Below are 14,988 nucleotides of genomic sequence, written 5' to 3' on the forward strand. Positions count from 1 at the left end.
AAACGATTGGCACGCTATCGACGCGTTCGTATGGCCCGCGACCGTCGGACCCCTCATGCAAGCAGTCGTTCTCGAATCACACGGTGACCCGCTCGCGCTGCGTGACGTTCCGGAGCCCGACCTCGAACCCGACGGCGTGATCGTCGACGTCGAGGCCTGCGGGATCTGTCGCTCGGACTGGCACGCCTGGAAGGGCCACGGCGAGTGGGTCGACGACGTCCCCCCCGAGGGGCAGATCCTCGGGCACGAACCCGCCGGGACCGTCCTCGAGGTGGGCGATCGAATCGAAACCCTCGAAGAGGGCGATCGGGTCGCCGTCCCGTTCAGCCTCGGGGACGGCACCTGCTCGCGGTGTCGAAACGGCCACGGGAACGTCTGTCCCAATGGAACGGCTCTCGGGTTCGAGCCCGCCGGTCAGGGCGCGTTCGCCGACCGGATCGCGGTGCCACACGCCGACTACAACCTCACGACGCTCCCGGAGGGGGTCTCTGCGAGCGCGGCCGCCGCGCTCGGCTGTCGGTACATGACCGCCTATCACGGGCTGGCCCACCGCGCCGACCTCGCCCCCGGCGACTGGGTTGCGGTCCACGGCTGTGGCGGGGTCGGCCTCTCGGCGGTCCAGATCGCGAACGCACTCGGCGCGCGCGTCCTCGCCGTCGACGTTCGGTCGGCGCCCCTCGAAAAGGCCACCGAACTGGGTGCCCACGAGACGGTCCACGGCGGGGGTGACGTCCCCGGGAAGATCCGCGAGCTGACGGGTGGCGGGGCGGCGATCTCGATCGACGCGTTGGGTATCTCTGAGACCTGTCGCAACTCCGTGGCCTGCCTCGCCAGCCTCGGCCAACACCTCCAGCTGGGGTTGACGACCGATGCCGAGCGCGGCGAGGTTTCCCTGCCGACCGACTCGATGGTCGGCCGAGAGATCGACTTCCTCGGTTCGCGCGGGATGCCTCCGACCCGTTACGACGAACTGCTGGGGTTCGTCGAAAGCGGCGCGATCGACCCCGGTGCGCTCGTGAGCCACAAGGTCCCGCTCGCGGAGGTCCCCGAGCGGATCGCCGCGATGGACGAGTTCAGTGCGGTCGGGATCGAAGTCTACGAGCGCTAGTCGGGGATTCTATATAGCGCTATCCAGTTTAATGAGTATGTGATAATACAACATAAACTACCGCAAAAACGGTCGCGGATCGACCGACCCGTCCGAAACCGACCGCTCTCGGCGGACCCGCCACGAACGGTGGCCTAAAATATAATTAGTTGTAATCAGAAGGGAGACTAATGGGCAAGCTCGAGGACGTTTCGGCCGCGGATCTCCGCGAGGCGCTGGCGACGACGGAAAACCACAAGGCGGTCAGGCGGTTGATGGTCGCACTCGCCTACAAGGACGGCGATCGGGTCAAGCACCTGTGTCGGCTGTACGGGATCCCCGAATCGACGCTCTACTACTGGCTCGACCGGTTCGAGACTCGCGGGCTCGACGGCGCTCTCGAGGACGAACCGCGCCCCGGTCGCCCACCGAAAGTCGACGAGAGCACGCGGAACTCGCTCGCGGCCGATCTCACGGACTCGCCGGCAAAGTTCGGGTACGACCGAGCGAAATGGACTCCCGAACTGGTCAAGGATCACCTCGAACGCGAGTACGGCGTCGAGTACTCGCTCGGACACGTCCGCCGGGTCCTTCGGGATCGTTAGTCCAACTATTTCTGCTAGATTTCGGTGATACGGGGGTACTCCTCGTCGAGGGCGGCGGCGTCTTCCGGCAGGAGCGCGACGACGATGTAGGGTGCGTACTGTTCGAGGTACTCGACGAGCGCGGCGATGCGTTCGGAATCGAGCGCTTCGAGGGAGTCGAGTAGCATGAACGGGACCCGTTCGTGGACGTCGTGGACGAGATACCCCGCGAGTGCGACGATCAAGCCGGTGACCTCGCGTTCGCTCTCGCTCAGGTGGGCAATCGAGTCCTCGTAGGTCGCGCCCGACTCCGTGCTTCGCGTGACGTGGAGTTCGAAGGTCGCCTCCTCGCCGGTCGCGAGGCGCTCGATCCAGATCCGTTCGAGGTTGGCGTATTCGAGCAGTCCCAGCACGGTCTCCATCTGTTCGTTGAACGCGCCGATGGCCTCGCGCTCGAGGCGCTCGATTCGGGTGCGCTGTTCTTCGAGTTCGTCGTTGATCTCCTCGCGGCGGTCGTTCAGTTCGGAGCGTTCGGCCAGTCGGTCTTCGATCTCCGCGAGGTCCTCGTCGATGGTGTCGAGTTCGCGCCGGAGGCGGTCGCGTTCGACCTCGTTTCGCGTCACGGCCTTCTGGGCGTCGAGGGTCTCGTCCTCGTCGGCTTCGATCTCGGTTTCGAGGTCCTCGACCGTCGATAGCAGCGAGTCGCGCCGTTTTTCGAGTTCGTCGATGCGATCGCGGCGCTCCGTGAGCTCCGTTTCGAGGTCCGAGAGGGTGCGTTCGAGCCGGTCGTGTTCCTCGCGGCGCTGTCGGTGCTCGGTGCGCTCCTCGGTCAGCGATTCGAGCCGCGTGGAGACCTCGTTTCGCCGCTCGACTTTCTCCGTTCGGAGGTCGCGGAGGCTCGACAGCGTCTCCTCGATCCGCCCGGTCTCGACGCTGCTCCCGCAGGTCCAGCAGGTGACCTCGCGGTCGGCGAGCAGTCGGTCGGTGACCTCGCCCTCGTCTTCGCCGAGCAGTTCGGGATACTCCGCGTCGACCATGTCCTCGTTGAACTGGATCACGGTCTGGAGCTGCGAGACCGTCTCGTCGAGCTCCCGCTTGCGTCCCCTGAGACGCTCGATCTCGCCCGCCAGGTCGTCGATCGCGTCGCTCTCGACGGTGAGATCCGACAGCTCGTCGCGTACCTCCTCGCGCTCGGTCTCGAGCGACTCGACGCTCGCGCGCTCGGTTTCGAGGTCGTAGGTCACGTCTTCGAGGTCGGTCTGGGCCGCCCGGAGCCGGTCGAATCGCTCGGATCCCTCCGTCTCCGTGTCCTCCTCGGCCAGCGCCTCCCGAGCCTCCGAGAGGCGCTCCTCGACGGATTCGAGTTCGTTCTCGAGGCGGGCGCGTTCCTCCTCGAGGGAGCCGTGTTCGCGCTCGGCCGCCGACAGGCTCGACAGCTCCTCGTCGATCCCGCGTTTCTCAGCCTGTAGGCGCTCGATAGTCGCCTCGATCTCGTCGACGTCGATGGGACGAAGGATGAGTTCGCGCAGATCGTCGCCGCGGACGACCGCCCGTCGGGCCTCGTTCGATTCGAGCAGGAACGCAAAGAGGTCCGCGAGCTGTGGCCGATCGAGGTACGGGTCGCCGCCGAACGCGATCGAGCCGTTCTCCCGCGAGAGCGTCCGGCTGTAGCTTCGGCCGCCGATCTCCATCTCGACGCGCCCGCGCTCGGCGTCGCCCTTTAGCGACGCGCGGTCGCTCCCCATGGCGGCCATGATCGCCTGCAGGAAGGAGGTTCGATTCGTCGCGTTCCGCCCGGCCAGAGCCGTCACGCCGGCGTCGAACTCGACGCTCGTGGCGTCGATCCCGCCGATCTTCTCGGCTCGAACGGTGACCGACTCACGTTCAGTGGTTCGCTCGGGCTCCTCGGTCGAGGACATACCTGTTCGATCGGCCCGTTCGGCCATAAGCCTTCATATTCCCCGTACAGTCGGTTACACGCGTATTCGTGTAAGCGTCAGCGTCGACACGAACAGCCGCCCTCCTCGAGGAAGGTCGTCGCTGAGATCGAGCGACCACAGGCCTCACAGGTGACCTGTACGTCGACGAAAACGCCCGATATCCCGCCCGAGAGGGCGTCCCTGGCCGCCAGCCGGTCGATCGAGTCCTCGGTGACGACGCTCGTCCGGGTGATGAGCGCCCCGATCTTGTCGAGTTCGCGCTCGCGGCGTTCCTCCGGGGTGAGCTCGACACTCGAGGGATGGGTCGCCTCGCGGTACTCGGTCAGGTAGGTGTAGATCGACTGATGGGAGACGAAATCGGATTCGAGTTCCTCGATGTCGAGGCCGGCGCGGTCGAGTTCGCGGCGGGTCTGCTCGCGCATCCCCGCGCTCACGTCGTCGTCGCTGAGCAGGCGGTACCGGTTTTCGACCTCGCCGTCGAGCGAGCGCATCCCCGCCGCGTCCATCGCCGCCTCCAGCACGCGCCGGTTGAACAGGTCCGCGAGCGCACGGAGACTGTACTGTTCGCCGTCCTCCCCGGTCCAGTACGCCTCCAGTTGCGTGCCGAACCCGTCGAGACCGTATTTTTCGATGACGCGTCCGACCTTCCCCTGGGATCGTCCTTCGCTGGACATTGCGCGGTAGTTCTCGCCCAACACCAATAAACACATGGCACCGTTCCGGGCGCGTTCGTCCCGCTCGGCGTAGCGCTTACCACTCCGCGACGCTGCCGTCGTCGTGGCGCCAGACCGGGTTGTGCCAGTCGACGGTTTTGTCGGCCTGCTCTTCGATGTACGTCTCGTTGAGGTCGATCCCCAGTCCCGGCCCGTCGGGCGCGGCGACGTATCCCGCCTCGTACTCGAAGACGGCCGGATCCGCCAGATAATCCAGTACGTCGCCGCCCTGATTGTAGTGGATGTCGAGGCTCTGCTCCTGGATCAGCGCGTTCGGCGAGCAGACGTCGATCTGCACGCAGGACGCCAGCGCGATCGGCCCCAGCGGGCAGTGTGGTGCCAGTGCCACGTCGTAGGCCTCGGCCATGTCCGCGATCTTCTTGACCTCGGTGATCCCGCCCGCATGCGAGAGGTCCGGCTGGATGACGTCCACACTTCCGGATTCGAAGACTGCCTTGAAGTCCCACCGCGAGAACATCCGCTCGCCCGTCGCGATGGGAATCGAGGTGTGGGCGGCGATCGAAGCGAGAGCGTCGTTGTGTTCGGGGAGGACCGGCTCCTCGATGAACATCGGGTCGTAGGGTTCGAGCGCCTCGGCCAGCCGCTTGACCATCGGTTTTGCGACCCGTCCGTGGAAGTCCACGCCGATGTCGACCTCGGGGCCGACCGCCTCACGGACCTCCTCGAGTCGGTCTTCAGCTTCTCGGACCGCAGCGGGCGTGTCCACCCGCCGTAGTTCGCTCGTGGCGTTCATCTTCAGGCCGGTAAAGCCCTCCCGGACCTTTTCTTTCGCCGCTTCGCCCACCTCGCTGGGACGATCCCCGCCGATCCATTGATACACCCTGATCCGGTCGCGGGCCCGGCCGCCGAGCAGTTCGTAGACCGGCGCGCCGAAACGCTTGCCCTTGATGTCCCAGAGGGCCTGATCGATCCCGGCGATGGCGCTCATGAGCACCGGCCCGCCCCGGTAGAAGCCCCCGCGATACATCGTCTGCCAGTGGTCCTCGATCCGCGAGGGGTCCTCGCCGAGCAAGTAGGTCTCGAGTAGCTCCTCGACGGCCGCCCGCACCGTCTTCGCTCGCCCCTCGACGACGGGTTCGCCCCAGCCGACCAGTCCGTCGCTCGTTTCGAGACGCAGGAACAGCCAGCGCGGCGGTACCTCGTACAGTTCGTAGTCGGTGATCTCCGTCATCGATCCCCCGATCCGCTCTCAGTCGCGCACTCGTCTGTCGGTTTCGCTCGCCGTCTCGCCCGGCACGGTCCGTGCCGAGAGTCGTCGGTCGCCATACCGGCTCTTGACCGTGTACCCGGATTAAATGATGTGGTCGCCGGGCGTCAGGTTTCGAGGATCTCGACGAGGTTTCCCTCGGGATCGCGGACGAACAGGATCCGAGTGCCGCTCTCGGTCGTCCGGGGCTCGCTGAGCGTCTCGATGCCCTCTGGCAGACCCTCGTAGAACCCATCGAGGTCCGAAACCCCGAGGCCGACGTGTGTCGCGCCGGGCTGGTTCACGTCCGGTTCGGGTCGCCGGTCGCCCTCGGGATCGTACTCGATCAGCTCGATACGAGCACCGTCACCGTCGAGATGAACGAACTGCCCGGTCGCGTCCTCGACGCCGACTCCGGCTGAGAACGCCTCCCCGGAGACGGTAAACCGCTCCAGTACGTCGAGTCCGAGCACGTCCCGGTAGAACTCGACCGCCCGTTCGAGGTCCGAGACCGTCACGCCGACGTGGTGTGCATGCGCGTTCGTCATACGGGATTGACGAATGCGCGGCGAGAAGTGCCTTTCGAGTCGCCGGCCGCGCCGCTGGAATCGCTCTCGCAGGGCGCCCGAACGCTTGAGGCCGTCCGCCGTCCGCCGTCCGCCGGGGCGGTGGCGAGTCATCCCGGACCGAAATCGTATATTTCGCCGCGGCTTGACTACTGAACGAATAGAACAGGGAACCCCAGTCTCCGGGAACGAAAAGACGCGGCCTCGTTCCGACGAACGATATATCAGAAAGAGGTTTATCCGATCAACGAGGCCCCTATCGGTCGCCCAACCGGGCTCGCTCGGCCCGTGCTTGATCCATAATGGCCTGCCGTATGTAGGCGGTCCTGTCGCGCGTCGATTCGATCTCGATGTCCTGAGAGTCGAGCGCTCGTTCGACGGCGATACCGGTCCGCAGAAGCTCTCGCATCCGCGCGCTCCGCGAGTCGCCGTACTCTAGCTCCGAGACGATCGCCTCGTAGAGTTCCCGGTCCTCCTCGTCGTCGGAGAAGTGAACACCGATCGACTGGATCATATTCTTTCTACGAATCGCGCTAGGTCAAACACCCCGTCACGGGTATTGGAGCCCAACCCTTCGTCCATCTCTTACAGTAATATAATTTATATTTCAGTTGCATCGTAACAGTCATTTTCCTACACTGTTTATTTGTATATATGTATGGACCCTACTGATGAGACACGCATAATGGATGGTGAATGGGCCAAACTGAGACAAGAAGTATTATCAAGAGATACACATCAGTGTGTAAATTGCGGCTCATCAGAGGAACTTGAAGTTCATCATGTAGTACCTATTAATGATTTTGGTACAAATAAAAAATCGAATCTAGCAACTCTCTGCTCACGCTGCCACTATTCCGCACACAGTAAAGAATCTGCAGGAGATAAGAAGGACCGGCCAAAGAATGTGAGATGGACTCCGTCTCGCGTAGACATGTCTAATTTTATTAATAGCGTACAGCACCCTCTTAAGAAAGCTATCGCATCAACAGTTGTCAAGACTGGAATTGGAGTTGGTGAGTTATGCAATTTAACTGTAGATGATGTATATTTGACCAAGGAGTGGACAGCACGACCATTTTACCAAGAACGTCCAGACTGGCTTACGGCAAATATAGCAGCCCTTCGCGTACGGAATTCTTCAGCGGACCAAAACTACAATATTCGAAGAGACAGAGAGCATAACTCAGTTATCCCAATAGACAACGAATTGCATCAGGCCTTAGCACAATGGATGGCACTCCGTCCAGATGCTCACGACTCTCAGCCATTCTTTATGAGTACCTCCAATTGGGGTGATCCCCTATCTCCAGATTCAATCCATCATATTATTGAATCTAGTGCAAAGCCTCTTGGCATGCATAACAAGGGACAGGAATTGGAAAATCTGACTCCATATACCTTAAGACATTTCTTTATTGAGCGATTCCGAGGTAAGGCTACTGTTAGAGAGTATATATTAGGCCATTTTTCAGCGAACTCTATGCCACTTAGTGATATAGCTTCTCATTATCAAGAGGAGATTTTTACAATTACATAATCTCTCTCTATAGTACTACTCCAGAATAGATGGAGCTATTTTCATCGAATTGGCCAGCAAAGTCCGGGGTAATATAGACCTTTGAATGTTGATTAAAACCCTAATCGATGAATATAGGAACATTAATTGTCGAGAGATGATTACTATATCTATGGCAAGTGAGGACGCGACAGAGCGAACCACCGTAAAGACATATGTCCCCAAATACCAAAAAGAAATCTGGAAAGAAGACGCGGAGGATTTTGATATGTCTCAGAGTGAATTTATACGAACAATGGTCCAAGCTGGTCGTCGTGGCTTCAATTTAGAACAGCCGAAGGATACTTCTTCGGACGCAAACCCCAGGGGTAATGGTGTGAAAGAAGGGGTGCTCAACGCTCTTCAAAACGAAGTCCACACGTGGGATGAACTCCTATCCAAAATGTCTGAGGGCATAGAGGATAGGTTAGAAGAGTCTCTTCAAGAATTACAAGAAAATAACCGTATTCAATACAGTGGACGGCTTGGTGGATACAAGATTGTCGATAATGAATGAAGAAAATCGGTTTTAAGATGGTAAACAATGAGCAGAAGAATGACCTAGTATCCTACTTCCTTAAAGACATGAAATACCATGGGCGAAGTGAACGAACTCGACGTTGGTATGGCCGAGTATTGCGGCAGTTTGAAGATTTTGTACTATCTCAAGGAGAAAAAATTGATTCCATTCAGGAAGCAACCTCTCGACAGTGCTTGAGATGGTTGCATATGCTCCGCGAAGAACATTCAACAGGTACAATTGCTACATACGCGTCCTGTATTAATCGGTTCTATACGTACATGATCTCTATCGACATAGTTGATCGAAATCCAATGAACGTCGTTATGGAAGAGATGAATGAAAGCATAGAAAGCGACCCAGAACGGCGGGATATTTCGATTGCTGAGATGAGATCGTTCATTAGGAACATTACCCATCCATTAGATCGAGCAATTATTACAACCTTTCTGAAAACAGGAATACGAGTTGGGGAATTAGTCAATCTTGACCTACGTGATTTGAATATCAATATCGAATATACAAACTTCAGTAACCAACCGCAATGCCGACCCCAGATTACACACGAGTCGAATAGTATATATATAACAAAAGACATATCTTATAAAGATACCATAAACGGAGAAAAAAGATTGGCATCGAATAAAAGGAAGCGTTCTACTATTATTCCTGTAGATGAGGAATTGCAATTCGAACTTGAGCGTTGGCTAGCGATTCGACCAGATTCAATTACGACAGCGCAACCACTTTTTCTCAATGTGAATGATTCTTGGGGGAAGCGGCTCACACCTTCCATCATTAGGTCAATAATAAAGAAACATGCTCAGAGAAGAGAGTGGTACCAGGAAGGAGGTGACGCGACTCAAAACGTCACGCCACATTACTTCCGCCATTTCTTCACCACCCATCTCCGCAACGCCACCGGCGAACGGGGAATCGTGAAGTACCTCCGTGGGGATGTCGCCGACGACATCATCGACACCTATACCCATAACTGGGGGAATAACGTCCGTGAGACGTACGAGCGGAGCATCTACCGCTTGTTGTAAGTAATCACTGTCGCCCTCATACGGTCATAAATCGGGTGTCGCTACATGAAATTCGACACGCACGCCGACCGTACGTATTACTTCTGACATATAAATCGAATTTCACGCGGAATACAATTACACTCGTATTTGTGTAATCTACGCGTAGGTACTGTTGATCTCGATGACGTTGGCCGCACTCGTCGTCAGGGCGGGCAGTTCGTCGGTGTACCACTCGCCGGTCATCCGGCTCTTCGGGCCCGAAACGCTCACCGCGCCGAGTACATCGCCGTCGACGATGACCGGGGCGGCGATACATCGCAGTCCCTCCAGTCGTTCCTCGTCGTCGTACGCGTAGCCCTGTTCGCGAACCTCCTCGAGTTCGCCCAGCAACTGCTCGCGGTCGGTGATCGTGTTCGGGGTGATCCGAGGGAGGCCATGGCGGTCGAGGATCGACTCGACGCGTTCGTCGGGTAGGTGTGCGAGCATGGCCTTGCCGAACCCGGTAGTGTGAAGGTGAACCCGCTTTCCGGCGTGGGTGTCCATGTGGACGGCGTCGGCCCCCTTCGCCCGGTAGAGGAACACGCCCCGGCCGTGTTCTTCGACCAGCAAGTTCGCCATTTCGCGGGTCTCTTCGGCGAGTTTTTCGATCTCCGGCGGGCCGATAGTAGCGATCTGTCGGCGGTCACGTGCGTACTCCCCCAACTGGAGAAATCGCAACCCCACATCGTACTCCGACCCGTGTTTGATGACGTATTCGTTTCGGCGGAGCGTCTGGAGGTGGTTGTGGACCGTGCTCTTGGGGAAGCCGAGGTGACTCGACAGTTCGGTCACACCCGCACCGTCGAGTGCCCGAAGGGCGTCGAGGATCAGAAAACTGGTTTCGGTCGCCCGCACCGTCGTCGGTTCGTCAGTCGACATGCCGTGATCTATTCCACGGGGACTATTAGTTCTACAGGTCGGATAGGTGTTCAGATAGGGTGAACAATATCCTCTCGCGACGGGACACTCGCCGAGACGTACGGTGAAGCACCGTTTATTCGGCCAGTCGGCTGTCGCGTTCGTCTGGGAAACACCACCTTTCTGCTCAGAGAATGATTCGTTCATTCTAGCCGAATACCGCCGACCGGCGAACCCGATCCGAATTCGGATCGGAATCGGATCAGAACCCCCACTAATTGTCGAATAATACACGTTCGTCCAAGAATAGAGTATAGTATTCATTGAATACTTTTATCCGAGGCGTTCAATGAGACTGAATGCGTCGAACGCACTCGAAAAATGACGTTCTACCATGTTCCAGGGATATCTTTATGGGCCGGCCTCGTCCAGTACCGAACGGAGTGAACCAGCATGAGTGACGTGACACTACGACGCACACAGTTAGCGACACCGGCGAGCGACGAGAAGTTCATGGAGAGCGCTTCGAACAGCGCCGCCGACGAGGTCTTTCTCGATCTCGAGGACAGCGTCGCACCGAACGCCAAGCCCGACGCCCGCGAGCCCCTGATCAACGCCGCCCAAACCCACGACTGGAGCGGCAAGGTGCTTTCCTACCGGATGAACGGGATCGACACCGAGTGGTGGTACGACGACGTCATCGACGTCGTGAGCGCCGCCGGCGAACACATCGACGACATCATCATCCCCAAGGTCAAGGGCGAAAGCGACATCCACACCGTCGAGAACCTCCTGACGCAGGTCGAGAAGAACGCCGGCCTCGAAGTCGGCGCGATCGGCCTCGAACCCCAGATCGAGGACGGCGAGGGGATGCACAACGTCCACGAGATCGCCCACGCGAGCGATCGCCTCTCGAGCATCATCTTCGGGCCCGGCGACTACTCGGCGGCGATGGGCACACCGGGATTGGACATCGGGCAGTTCCCCGACTACCCCGGCCACTACTGGCATCACGCGCTCTCGGAGTGTAACGCCGCCGCGAAAAGCGCCGGTCTGCCCTGCCTGGACGGCCCGTACGCCGACATCGAGGACGAACAGGGCTTTCGCGACTCGTGTAACAACGCGAGCATGATCGGCTGTGACGGCAAGTGGGCGATCCACCCCAGCCAGATCGAGATCGCGAACGAGATCTTCGCGCCCGACCCGGAGACCGCAGAACGCGCCCAGCGTATCGTCGAGGCCTACGCCGACGCGATGGACGAGGGCAAGGGCGCGGTGAAGGTCGACGGCCAGATGGTCGACGAGGCGACCAACAAGATGGCCCAGGACATCGTCGAGAAGGCAAAAGCCGCCGACATCCTCTAAGACGCGGCGTTCAGTTTTCGATTCTTTTTTCGGACTTAGTCGAGCGACTCGACCAGTTCGACCCGGCGACCGTCGGGGTCGCGCACGAACGCGGTACGAGCGCCCGCCTCGGGCTGATCGCCGGGCTCCTTGTCGACGCCGTAGTGGTCGATTTCCTCGAAGACCTCGTCGACGCTGTCGACCCCGATCGCGAGGTGATCCCACGCCGTGCCGGGTTCGAACTCCTCGTCGCCGTCGGTGTCCGAAAGCTGGAGTTCGGTTCCGTTCTCGTCGGCGATATATCGGTTCTGTGTCTCGCCGTCGGGTGTCTCGAACTCCCAGGACTCCTCGAAGCCGAACTGCTCGTAGAAGGCGATGGTCTCCTCTGCGTCCGCGACGTTGACGTTGACATGGATGAGTTCCATGAGTCCACTCCCGACCACCGACCCCTTAAATCCGTGGGTCCGGCCGCCGTGACTGGGTTCACCAAACACAGTATTTATCACCATCAACCCCCGACCGGAAGCTAATGGCCGTCGAAAAGCCCCACGGGGACATGAGTAATTTCGAACGGTATCGAGAGGCGCAGGGCCACGAACATCCGGACGCGAGCGAGTACGCGGAACTCGCCGCGGACCTGCGGGCAGTCGTCGACGGCGAGGTCCGATTCGACGAGTACGCGCAGGTTCTGTACGCGACCGACGGCAGCATCTACAAGGCCAAACCCGCCGGCGCGGTGCTCCCGCGCGACAGGGATGACGTCAGGAACGCGGTGAAGATCGCTGCCGAACACGAGGTACCGATCATGGCCCGCGGGGCGGGGTCCTCGCTTGGCGGTCAGGGCGTCGGTCCGGGCTGTATCGTCCTCGACATGACGACGTACATGGACGAGATCCTCGAGATCGATCCCGAAAACCAGCGCGCGCGCGTCCAGCCCGGCGTCGTTCAGGACCACTTCGACGACGCTGCCAAAGAGTACGGCCTGAAGTTCGCGCCCGATCCGGCCTCCTCGAACCGCGCGACCATCGGGGGCGGGATCGGCAACAACTCGACGGGGGCGCACTCGGTGCGCTACGGCATCACCGACGCCTACACCGAGGAACTGGACGTGATCCTCTCGGATGGCACCGAGATCAGAACACGAGAAGTCGTGCTGGATTCGCCCGAGTACGAGGGGATCGTCTCGAAGGAGGATCGAGAAGCCGAGATCTACGAGACGGTTCGGGGGATCGTCGAGGACAACGAAAGCGAGATCGAAAATCGGTATCCCAACCTCAAGCGGGTCGTCTCGGGCTATAACCTCAACCGGGTGATCTACGAGAACGAGAACGGCCAGCAGGTCATCAACCTCTCGAAGCTGCTCGTGGGAGCCGAGTCCACCCTCGGAATCGTCGTCGAGGCCGAGATCTCGCTGGTGAGCGTTCCCGAGGAGACGGCGCTCGCGCTGTACTTCTTCGACGACCTCGTCGACTCGATGAAGGCGGTCCCCCAGGCCCTCGAATACGACGTCAGCGCCGTCGAGTTGATGGACGACGAGGTGTTCCGGATGGCCGCCGAATCCGACGGGTACTCCCAGTACGTCGAGCCGATCCCCGAAGAAGCGAAAGCCGCGATCATGCTCGAGTACGACTCCGAGATGGTCGAGAACTTCGAGGACGCGATCGGCGAGACGAACGAGCGGTTCGTCGAGAACGGCGACGCTTTCGACGTCCTTGAGGCCTATACCGAGGAGGACCAGGGGAAGATCTGGAAGCTCCGCAAAGCCGCGATTCCCCTGCTGATGAGTCTGGAGGGCGACCCGAAACCGTATCCGTTCATCGAGGACGCGACGGTCCCGCCGGAGGAACTCGCCGAGTACGTTCAGTCGTTCAAGAAGGTCCTCGAGAATCACGGCACCTCGGCGGCGTATTTCGCTCACGCCGGGTCGGGAACGCTTCACATCCGGCCGATCCTCAACCTCAAGGACGGCGAGGGCATCGAGACGATGCACTCGATCACCGACGAGATCACCGACCTCGTCGTCGAGCACCACGGCGCCTTCTCGGGCGAGCACGGCGACGGGATGGCCCGCACGGAGTTCAACCCGAAGATGTTCGGCGACGACCTGTGGGGCGCGTTCAAGGAGCTGAAGACGGCGTTCGACCCCGAGTGGCTGATGCACCCGGGCAACGTCGTCTATCGCGACGGTCCCGAGGACCCCGGTCCCGACACCGAACGCGGGGTCGGCGCGGACAACCGCGAGAACCTCCGCTACGGCGCGGGCTACCAGTCGATCGAGCCCCAGACCAAACTGGATTTTACCGACGAGGGCGGCTTCTCGCACCTCGTTGAGCTCTGTAACGGCTGTGGGACCTGCCGGCAGACCGACGACGTGATGTGTCCCACCTACCGGGGGATGAAAGACGAGATCGCGACCACCCGCGGTCGGGCGAACATGCTCCGGGCGGCGATCTCGGGCGATCTGTCCGAAGAGGAGATGTACACCGAGCAGTTCCAGGAGGAGGTACTCGACCTCTGTGTGGGTTGTAAGGGCTGTAAATCCGACTGTCCCACCGGGGTCGACCTCGGGAAGCTCAAAGCCGAGACGAAACACCAGTACCACGAGCGCGAGGGGATCGGGCTCCGGACGCGCGTGTTCGGCAACATCGACACGCTCTCGAAACTCGGCAGCGCGCTCGCGCCGGTTTCGAACCTCGGGACGAAGGTGCCCGGCGCGCGCAAGGCGATGGAGAAAATCGTCGGGATCGCCCCCGACCGGGAGCTCCCGCCGTTCCGCCGGGAGTCCCTCGAGGACTGGTACGACGCGCGCGGCCCACGCGTGAGCGAAGCCGAAGCCGACCGCAAGGTCGTGTTGTTCCCGGATACCTACACCAACTACAGCTACCCCGACCCGGGCAAGGCCGCCATTAGGGTGCTCGAAGCCGCCAACACCCATGTAAAGATCCCCGGCGACCTCGGCCCCAGCGGCCGGGCGGCCTACTCGAAGTCGATGCTCGACGAAGCCGAGAAGCGCGCCCGGCACAACGTCGAGCGCTTCGAGGAGTACATCGACGACGGCTACGAGGTCGTCGTCGTCGAGCCCTCGGACGCGGTCGTCTTCCAGGACGAGTATCTCGACCTGCTCTCGACGACGGCCGCGGAGCGCGTCGCCGCCCACTCGTACGGTATCTGTGAGTACCTCGACGTCCACCGGCTGGTCGACGACTTGGAGACGACCGAGACCGACGAAGCGCTCACCTATCACGGTCACTGCCACCAGAAGGCGACCAACAAGGACCACCACGCGGTGGGCGTCCTCCGGCGCGCGGGCTACGCGGTCGATCCGTTGGACTCGACGTGCTGTGGGATGGCCGGTTCCTTCGGCTACGAGACCGAACACTACGACCTCTCGAAGTCGATCGCGAACCGGCTGTTCGACCAGATCGACGAGAGCGGCGGGACGCCGGTCGCGCCCGGCGGCTCCTGTCGCAGCCAGATCGGTGAGGAGTACGACGGCAACCCGTCCCACCCCATCGAGAAGGTGGCGGCAGCCGTTCGATAA

14 protein-coding genes are annotated in these 14,988 nt (G+C 60.4%); 7 read left to right on the forward strand and 7 right to left on the reverse strand.

Going from position 1 to position 14,988, the window contains the following annotated elements:
* The first annotated feature begins 55 nt into the window (after window positions 1-55).
* Together HACJB3_RS09365 and HACJB3_RS09370 are read left to right on the forward strand one after the other, a co-directional pair.
* Complete coding sequence (locus tag HACJB3_RS09365; RefSeq protein WP_008417208.1) at window positions 56-1,108, forward strand: zinc-dependent alcohol dehydrogenase family protein; 1,053 nt, start codon at window positions 56-58, stop codon at window positions 1,106-1,108.
* Between the two features lie 170 nt (window positions 1,109-1,278).
* Window positions 1,279-1,692, forward strand: a complete 414-nt coding sequence (locus tag HACJB3_RS09370) for a helix-turn-helix domain-containing protein (protein ID WP_008417207.1) — start codon at window positions 1,279-1,281, stop codon at window positions 1,690-1,692.
* A 14-nt stretch (window positions 1,693-1,706) separates the two neighbouring features.
* Here the strand turns inward: HACJB3_RS09370 and HACJB3_RS09375 are convergent, their stop codons facing one another.
* The 5 genes from HACJB3_RS09375 to HACJB3_RS09395 all read right to left on the reverse strand — a co-directional run bounded on the left by HACJB3_RS09375 (window position 1,707) and on the right by HACJB3_RS09395 (window position 6,611).
* Window positions 1,707-3,590, reverse strand: a complete 1,884-nt coding sequence (locus tag HACJB3_RS09375) for an archaea-specific SMC-related protein (protein WP_008417206.1) — start codon at window positions 3,588-3,590, stop codon at window positions 1,707-1,709.
* Window positions 3,591-3,667: 77 nt separating this feature from the next.
* Window positions 3,668-4,285: a rod-determining factor RdfA gene (gene rdfA, locus HACJB3_RS09380; protein ID WP_013199480.1), complete on the reverse strand. Its 618-nt coding sequence runs from the start codon at window positions 4,283-4,285 to the stop codon at window positions 3,668-3,670.
* Window positions 4,286-4,361: 76 nt separating this feature from the next.
* The gene (dgoD, locus tag HACJB3_RS09385) at window positions 4,362-5,516 is read right to left on the reverse strand and encodes a galactonate dehydratase (protein WP_008417203.1); all 1,155 of its coding nucleotides are present in this window, start codon (window positions 5,514-5,516) and stop codon (window positions 4,362-4,364) included.
* A 143-nt stretch (window positions 5,517-5,659) separates the two neighbouring features.
* Window positions 5,660-6,079, reverse strand: coding sequence for a VOC family protein (locus HACJB3_RS09390; protein ID WP_008417202.1), 420 nt, complete (start codon window positions 6,077-6,079; stop codon window positions 5,660-5,662).
* A 274-nt stretch (window positions 6,080-6,353) separates the two neighbouring features.
* Entirely contained in the window at window positions 6,354-6,611 is a 258-nt protein-coding gene (locus HACJB3_RS09395; RefSeq protein ID WP_008417200.1) for a hypothetical protein, read from the reverse strand.
* Between the two features lie 171 nt (window positions 6,612-6,782).
* On the opposite strand from HACJB3_RS09395, the gene HACJB3_RS18785 reads away from it, so the two are divergent.
* The 3 genes from HACJB3_RS18785 (at window position 6,783) to HACJB3_RS09405 (ending at window position 9,224) form a co-directional block, all read left to right on the forward strand.
* On the forward strand, window positions 6,783-7,637 hold the full coding sequence (locus HACJB3_RS18785; RefSeq protein WP_158306594.1) for an HNH endonuclease: 855 nt from the start codon (window positions 6,783-6,785) through the stop codon (window positions 7,635-7,637).
* Window positions 7,638-7,788: 151 nt separating this feature from the next.
* On the forward strand, window positions 7,789-8,172 hold the full coding sequence (locus HACJB3_RS09400) for a DUF5805 domain-containing protein (protein ID WP_049934563.1): 384 nt from the start codon (window positions 7,789-7,791) through the stop codon (window positions 8,170-8,172).
* Entirely contained in the window at window positions 8,169-9,224 is a 1,056-nt protein-coding gene (locus tag HACJB3_RS09405; RefSeq protein ID WP_008417197.1) for a tyrosine-type recombinase/integrase, read from the forward strand. Before HACJB3_RS09400 ends, HACJB3_RS09405 begins: the two co-directional genes overlap by 4 nt.
* A gap of 138 nt (window positions 9,225-9,362) precedes the next feature.
* On the opposite strand, the gene HACJB3_RS09410 is transcribed toward HACJB3_RS09405, so the two are convergent.
* Window positions 9,363-10,124, reverse strand: a complete 762-nt coding sequence (locus tag HACJB3_RS09410) for an IclR family transcriptional regulator (protein ID WP_008417196.1) — start codon at window positions 10,122-10,124, stop codon at window positions 9,363-9,365.
* 432 nt (window positions 10,125-10,556) lie between these two features.
* Here HACJB3_RS09410 and HACJB3_RS09415 point away from each other — a divergent pair, with 432 nt between their 5' ends.
* On the forward strand, window positions 10,557-11,468 hold the full coding sequence (locus tag HACJB3_RS09415) for an HpcH/HpaI aldolase/citrate lyase family protein (RefSeq protein WP_008417195.1): 912 nt from the start codon (window positions 10,557-10,559) through the stop codon (window positions 11,466-11,468).
* Between the two features lie 35 nt (window positions 11,469-11,503).
* Here the strand turns inward: HACJB3_RS09415 and HACJB3_RS09420 are convergent, their stop codons facing one another.
* Window positions 11,504-11,872: a VOC family protein gene (locus HACJB3_RS09420; protein ID WP_008417194.1), complete on the reverse strand. Its 369-nt coding sequence runs from the start codon at window positions 11,870-11,872 to the stop codon at window positions 11,504-11,506.
* A gap of 104 nt (window positions 11,873-11,976) precedes the next feature.
* Here HACJB3_RS09420 and HACJB3_RS09425 point away from each other — a divergent pair, with 104 nt between their 5' ends.
* Window positions 11,977-14,988, forward strand: coding sequence for an FAD-binding and (Fe-S)-binding domain-containing protein (locus tag HACJB3_RS09425; protein ID WP_008417193.1), 3,012 nt, complete (start codon window positions 11,977-11,979; stop codon window positions 14,986-14,988).

This window comes from Halalkalicoccus jeotgali B3 (genome assembly GCF_000196895.1).
GTDB classification, from domain to species: domain Archaea; phylum Halobacteriota; class Halobacteria; order Halobacteriales; family Halalkalicoccaceae; genus Halalkalicoccus; species Halalkalicoccus jeotgali.

Coding starts and splice junctions, on each gene's coding strand:
- rdfA (WP_013199480.1), bottom strand. CDS start 4,285: ATGTCCAGCGAAGGACGATCCCAGGGGAAGGTCGGACGCGTCATCGAA.
- HACJB3_RS09370 (WP_008417207.1), top strand. CDS start 1,279: ATGGGCAAGCTCGAGGACGTTTCGGCCGCGGATCTCCGCGAGGCGCTG.
- HACJB3_RS09425 (WP_008417193.1), top strand. CDS start 11,977: ATGGCCGTCGAAAAGCCCCACGGGGACATGAGTAATTTCGAACGGTAT.
- HACJB3_RS18785 (WP_158306594.1), top strand. CDS start 6,783: ATGGATGGTGAATGGGCCAAACTGAGACAAGAAGTATTATCAAGAGAT.
- HACJB3_RS09375 (WP_008417206.1), bottom strand. CDS start 3,590: ATGTCCTCGACCGAGGAGCCCGAGCGAACCACTGAACGTGAGTCGGTC.
- HACJB3_RS09405 (WP_008417197.1), top strand. CDS start 8,169: ATGAAGAAAATCGGTTTTAAGATGGTAAACAATGAGCAGAAGAATGAC.
- HACJB3_RS09400 (WP_049934563.1), top strand. CDS start 7,789: ATGGCAAGTGAGGACGCGACAGAGCGAACCACCGTAAAGACATATGTC.
- dgoD (WP_008417203.1), bottom strand. CDS start 5,516: ATGACGGAGATCACCGACTACGAACTGTACGAGGTACCGCCGCGCTGG.
- HACJB3_RS09395 (WP_008417200.1), bottom strand. CDS start 6,611: ATGATCCAGTCGATCGGTGTTCACTTCTCCGACGACGAGGAGGACCGG.
- HACJB3_RS09410 (WP_008417196.1), bottom strand. CDS start 10,124: ATGTCGACTGACGAACCGACGACGGTGCGGGCGACCGAAACCAGTTTT.
- HACJB3_RS09415 (WP_008417195.1), top strand. CDS start 10,557: ATGAGTGACGTGACACTACGACGCACACAGTTAGCGACACCGGCGAGC.
- HACJB3_RS09390 (WP_008417202.1), bottom strand. CDS start 6,079: ATGACGAACGCGCATGCACACCACGTCGGCGTGACGGTCTCGGACCTC.
- HACJB3_RS09365 (WP_008417208.1), top strand. CDS start 56: ATGCAAGCAGTCGTTCTCGAATCACACGGTGACCCGCTCGCGCTGCGT.
- HACJB3_RS09420 (WP_008417194.1), bottom strand. CDS start 11,872: ATGGAACTCATCCATGTCAACGTCAACGTCGCGGACGCAGAGGAGACC.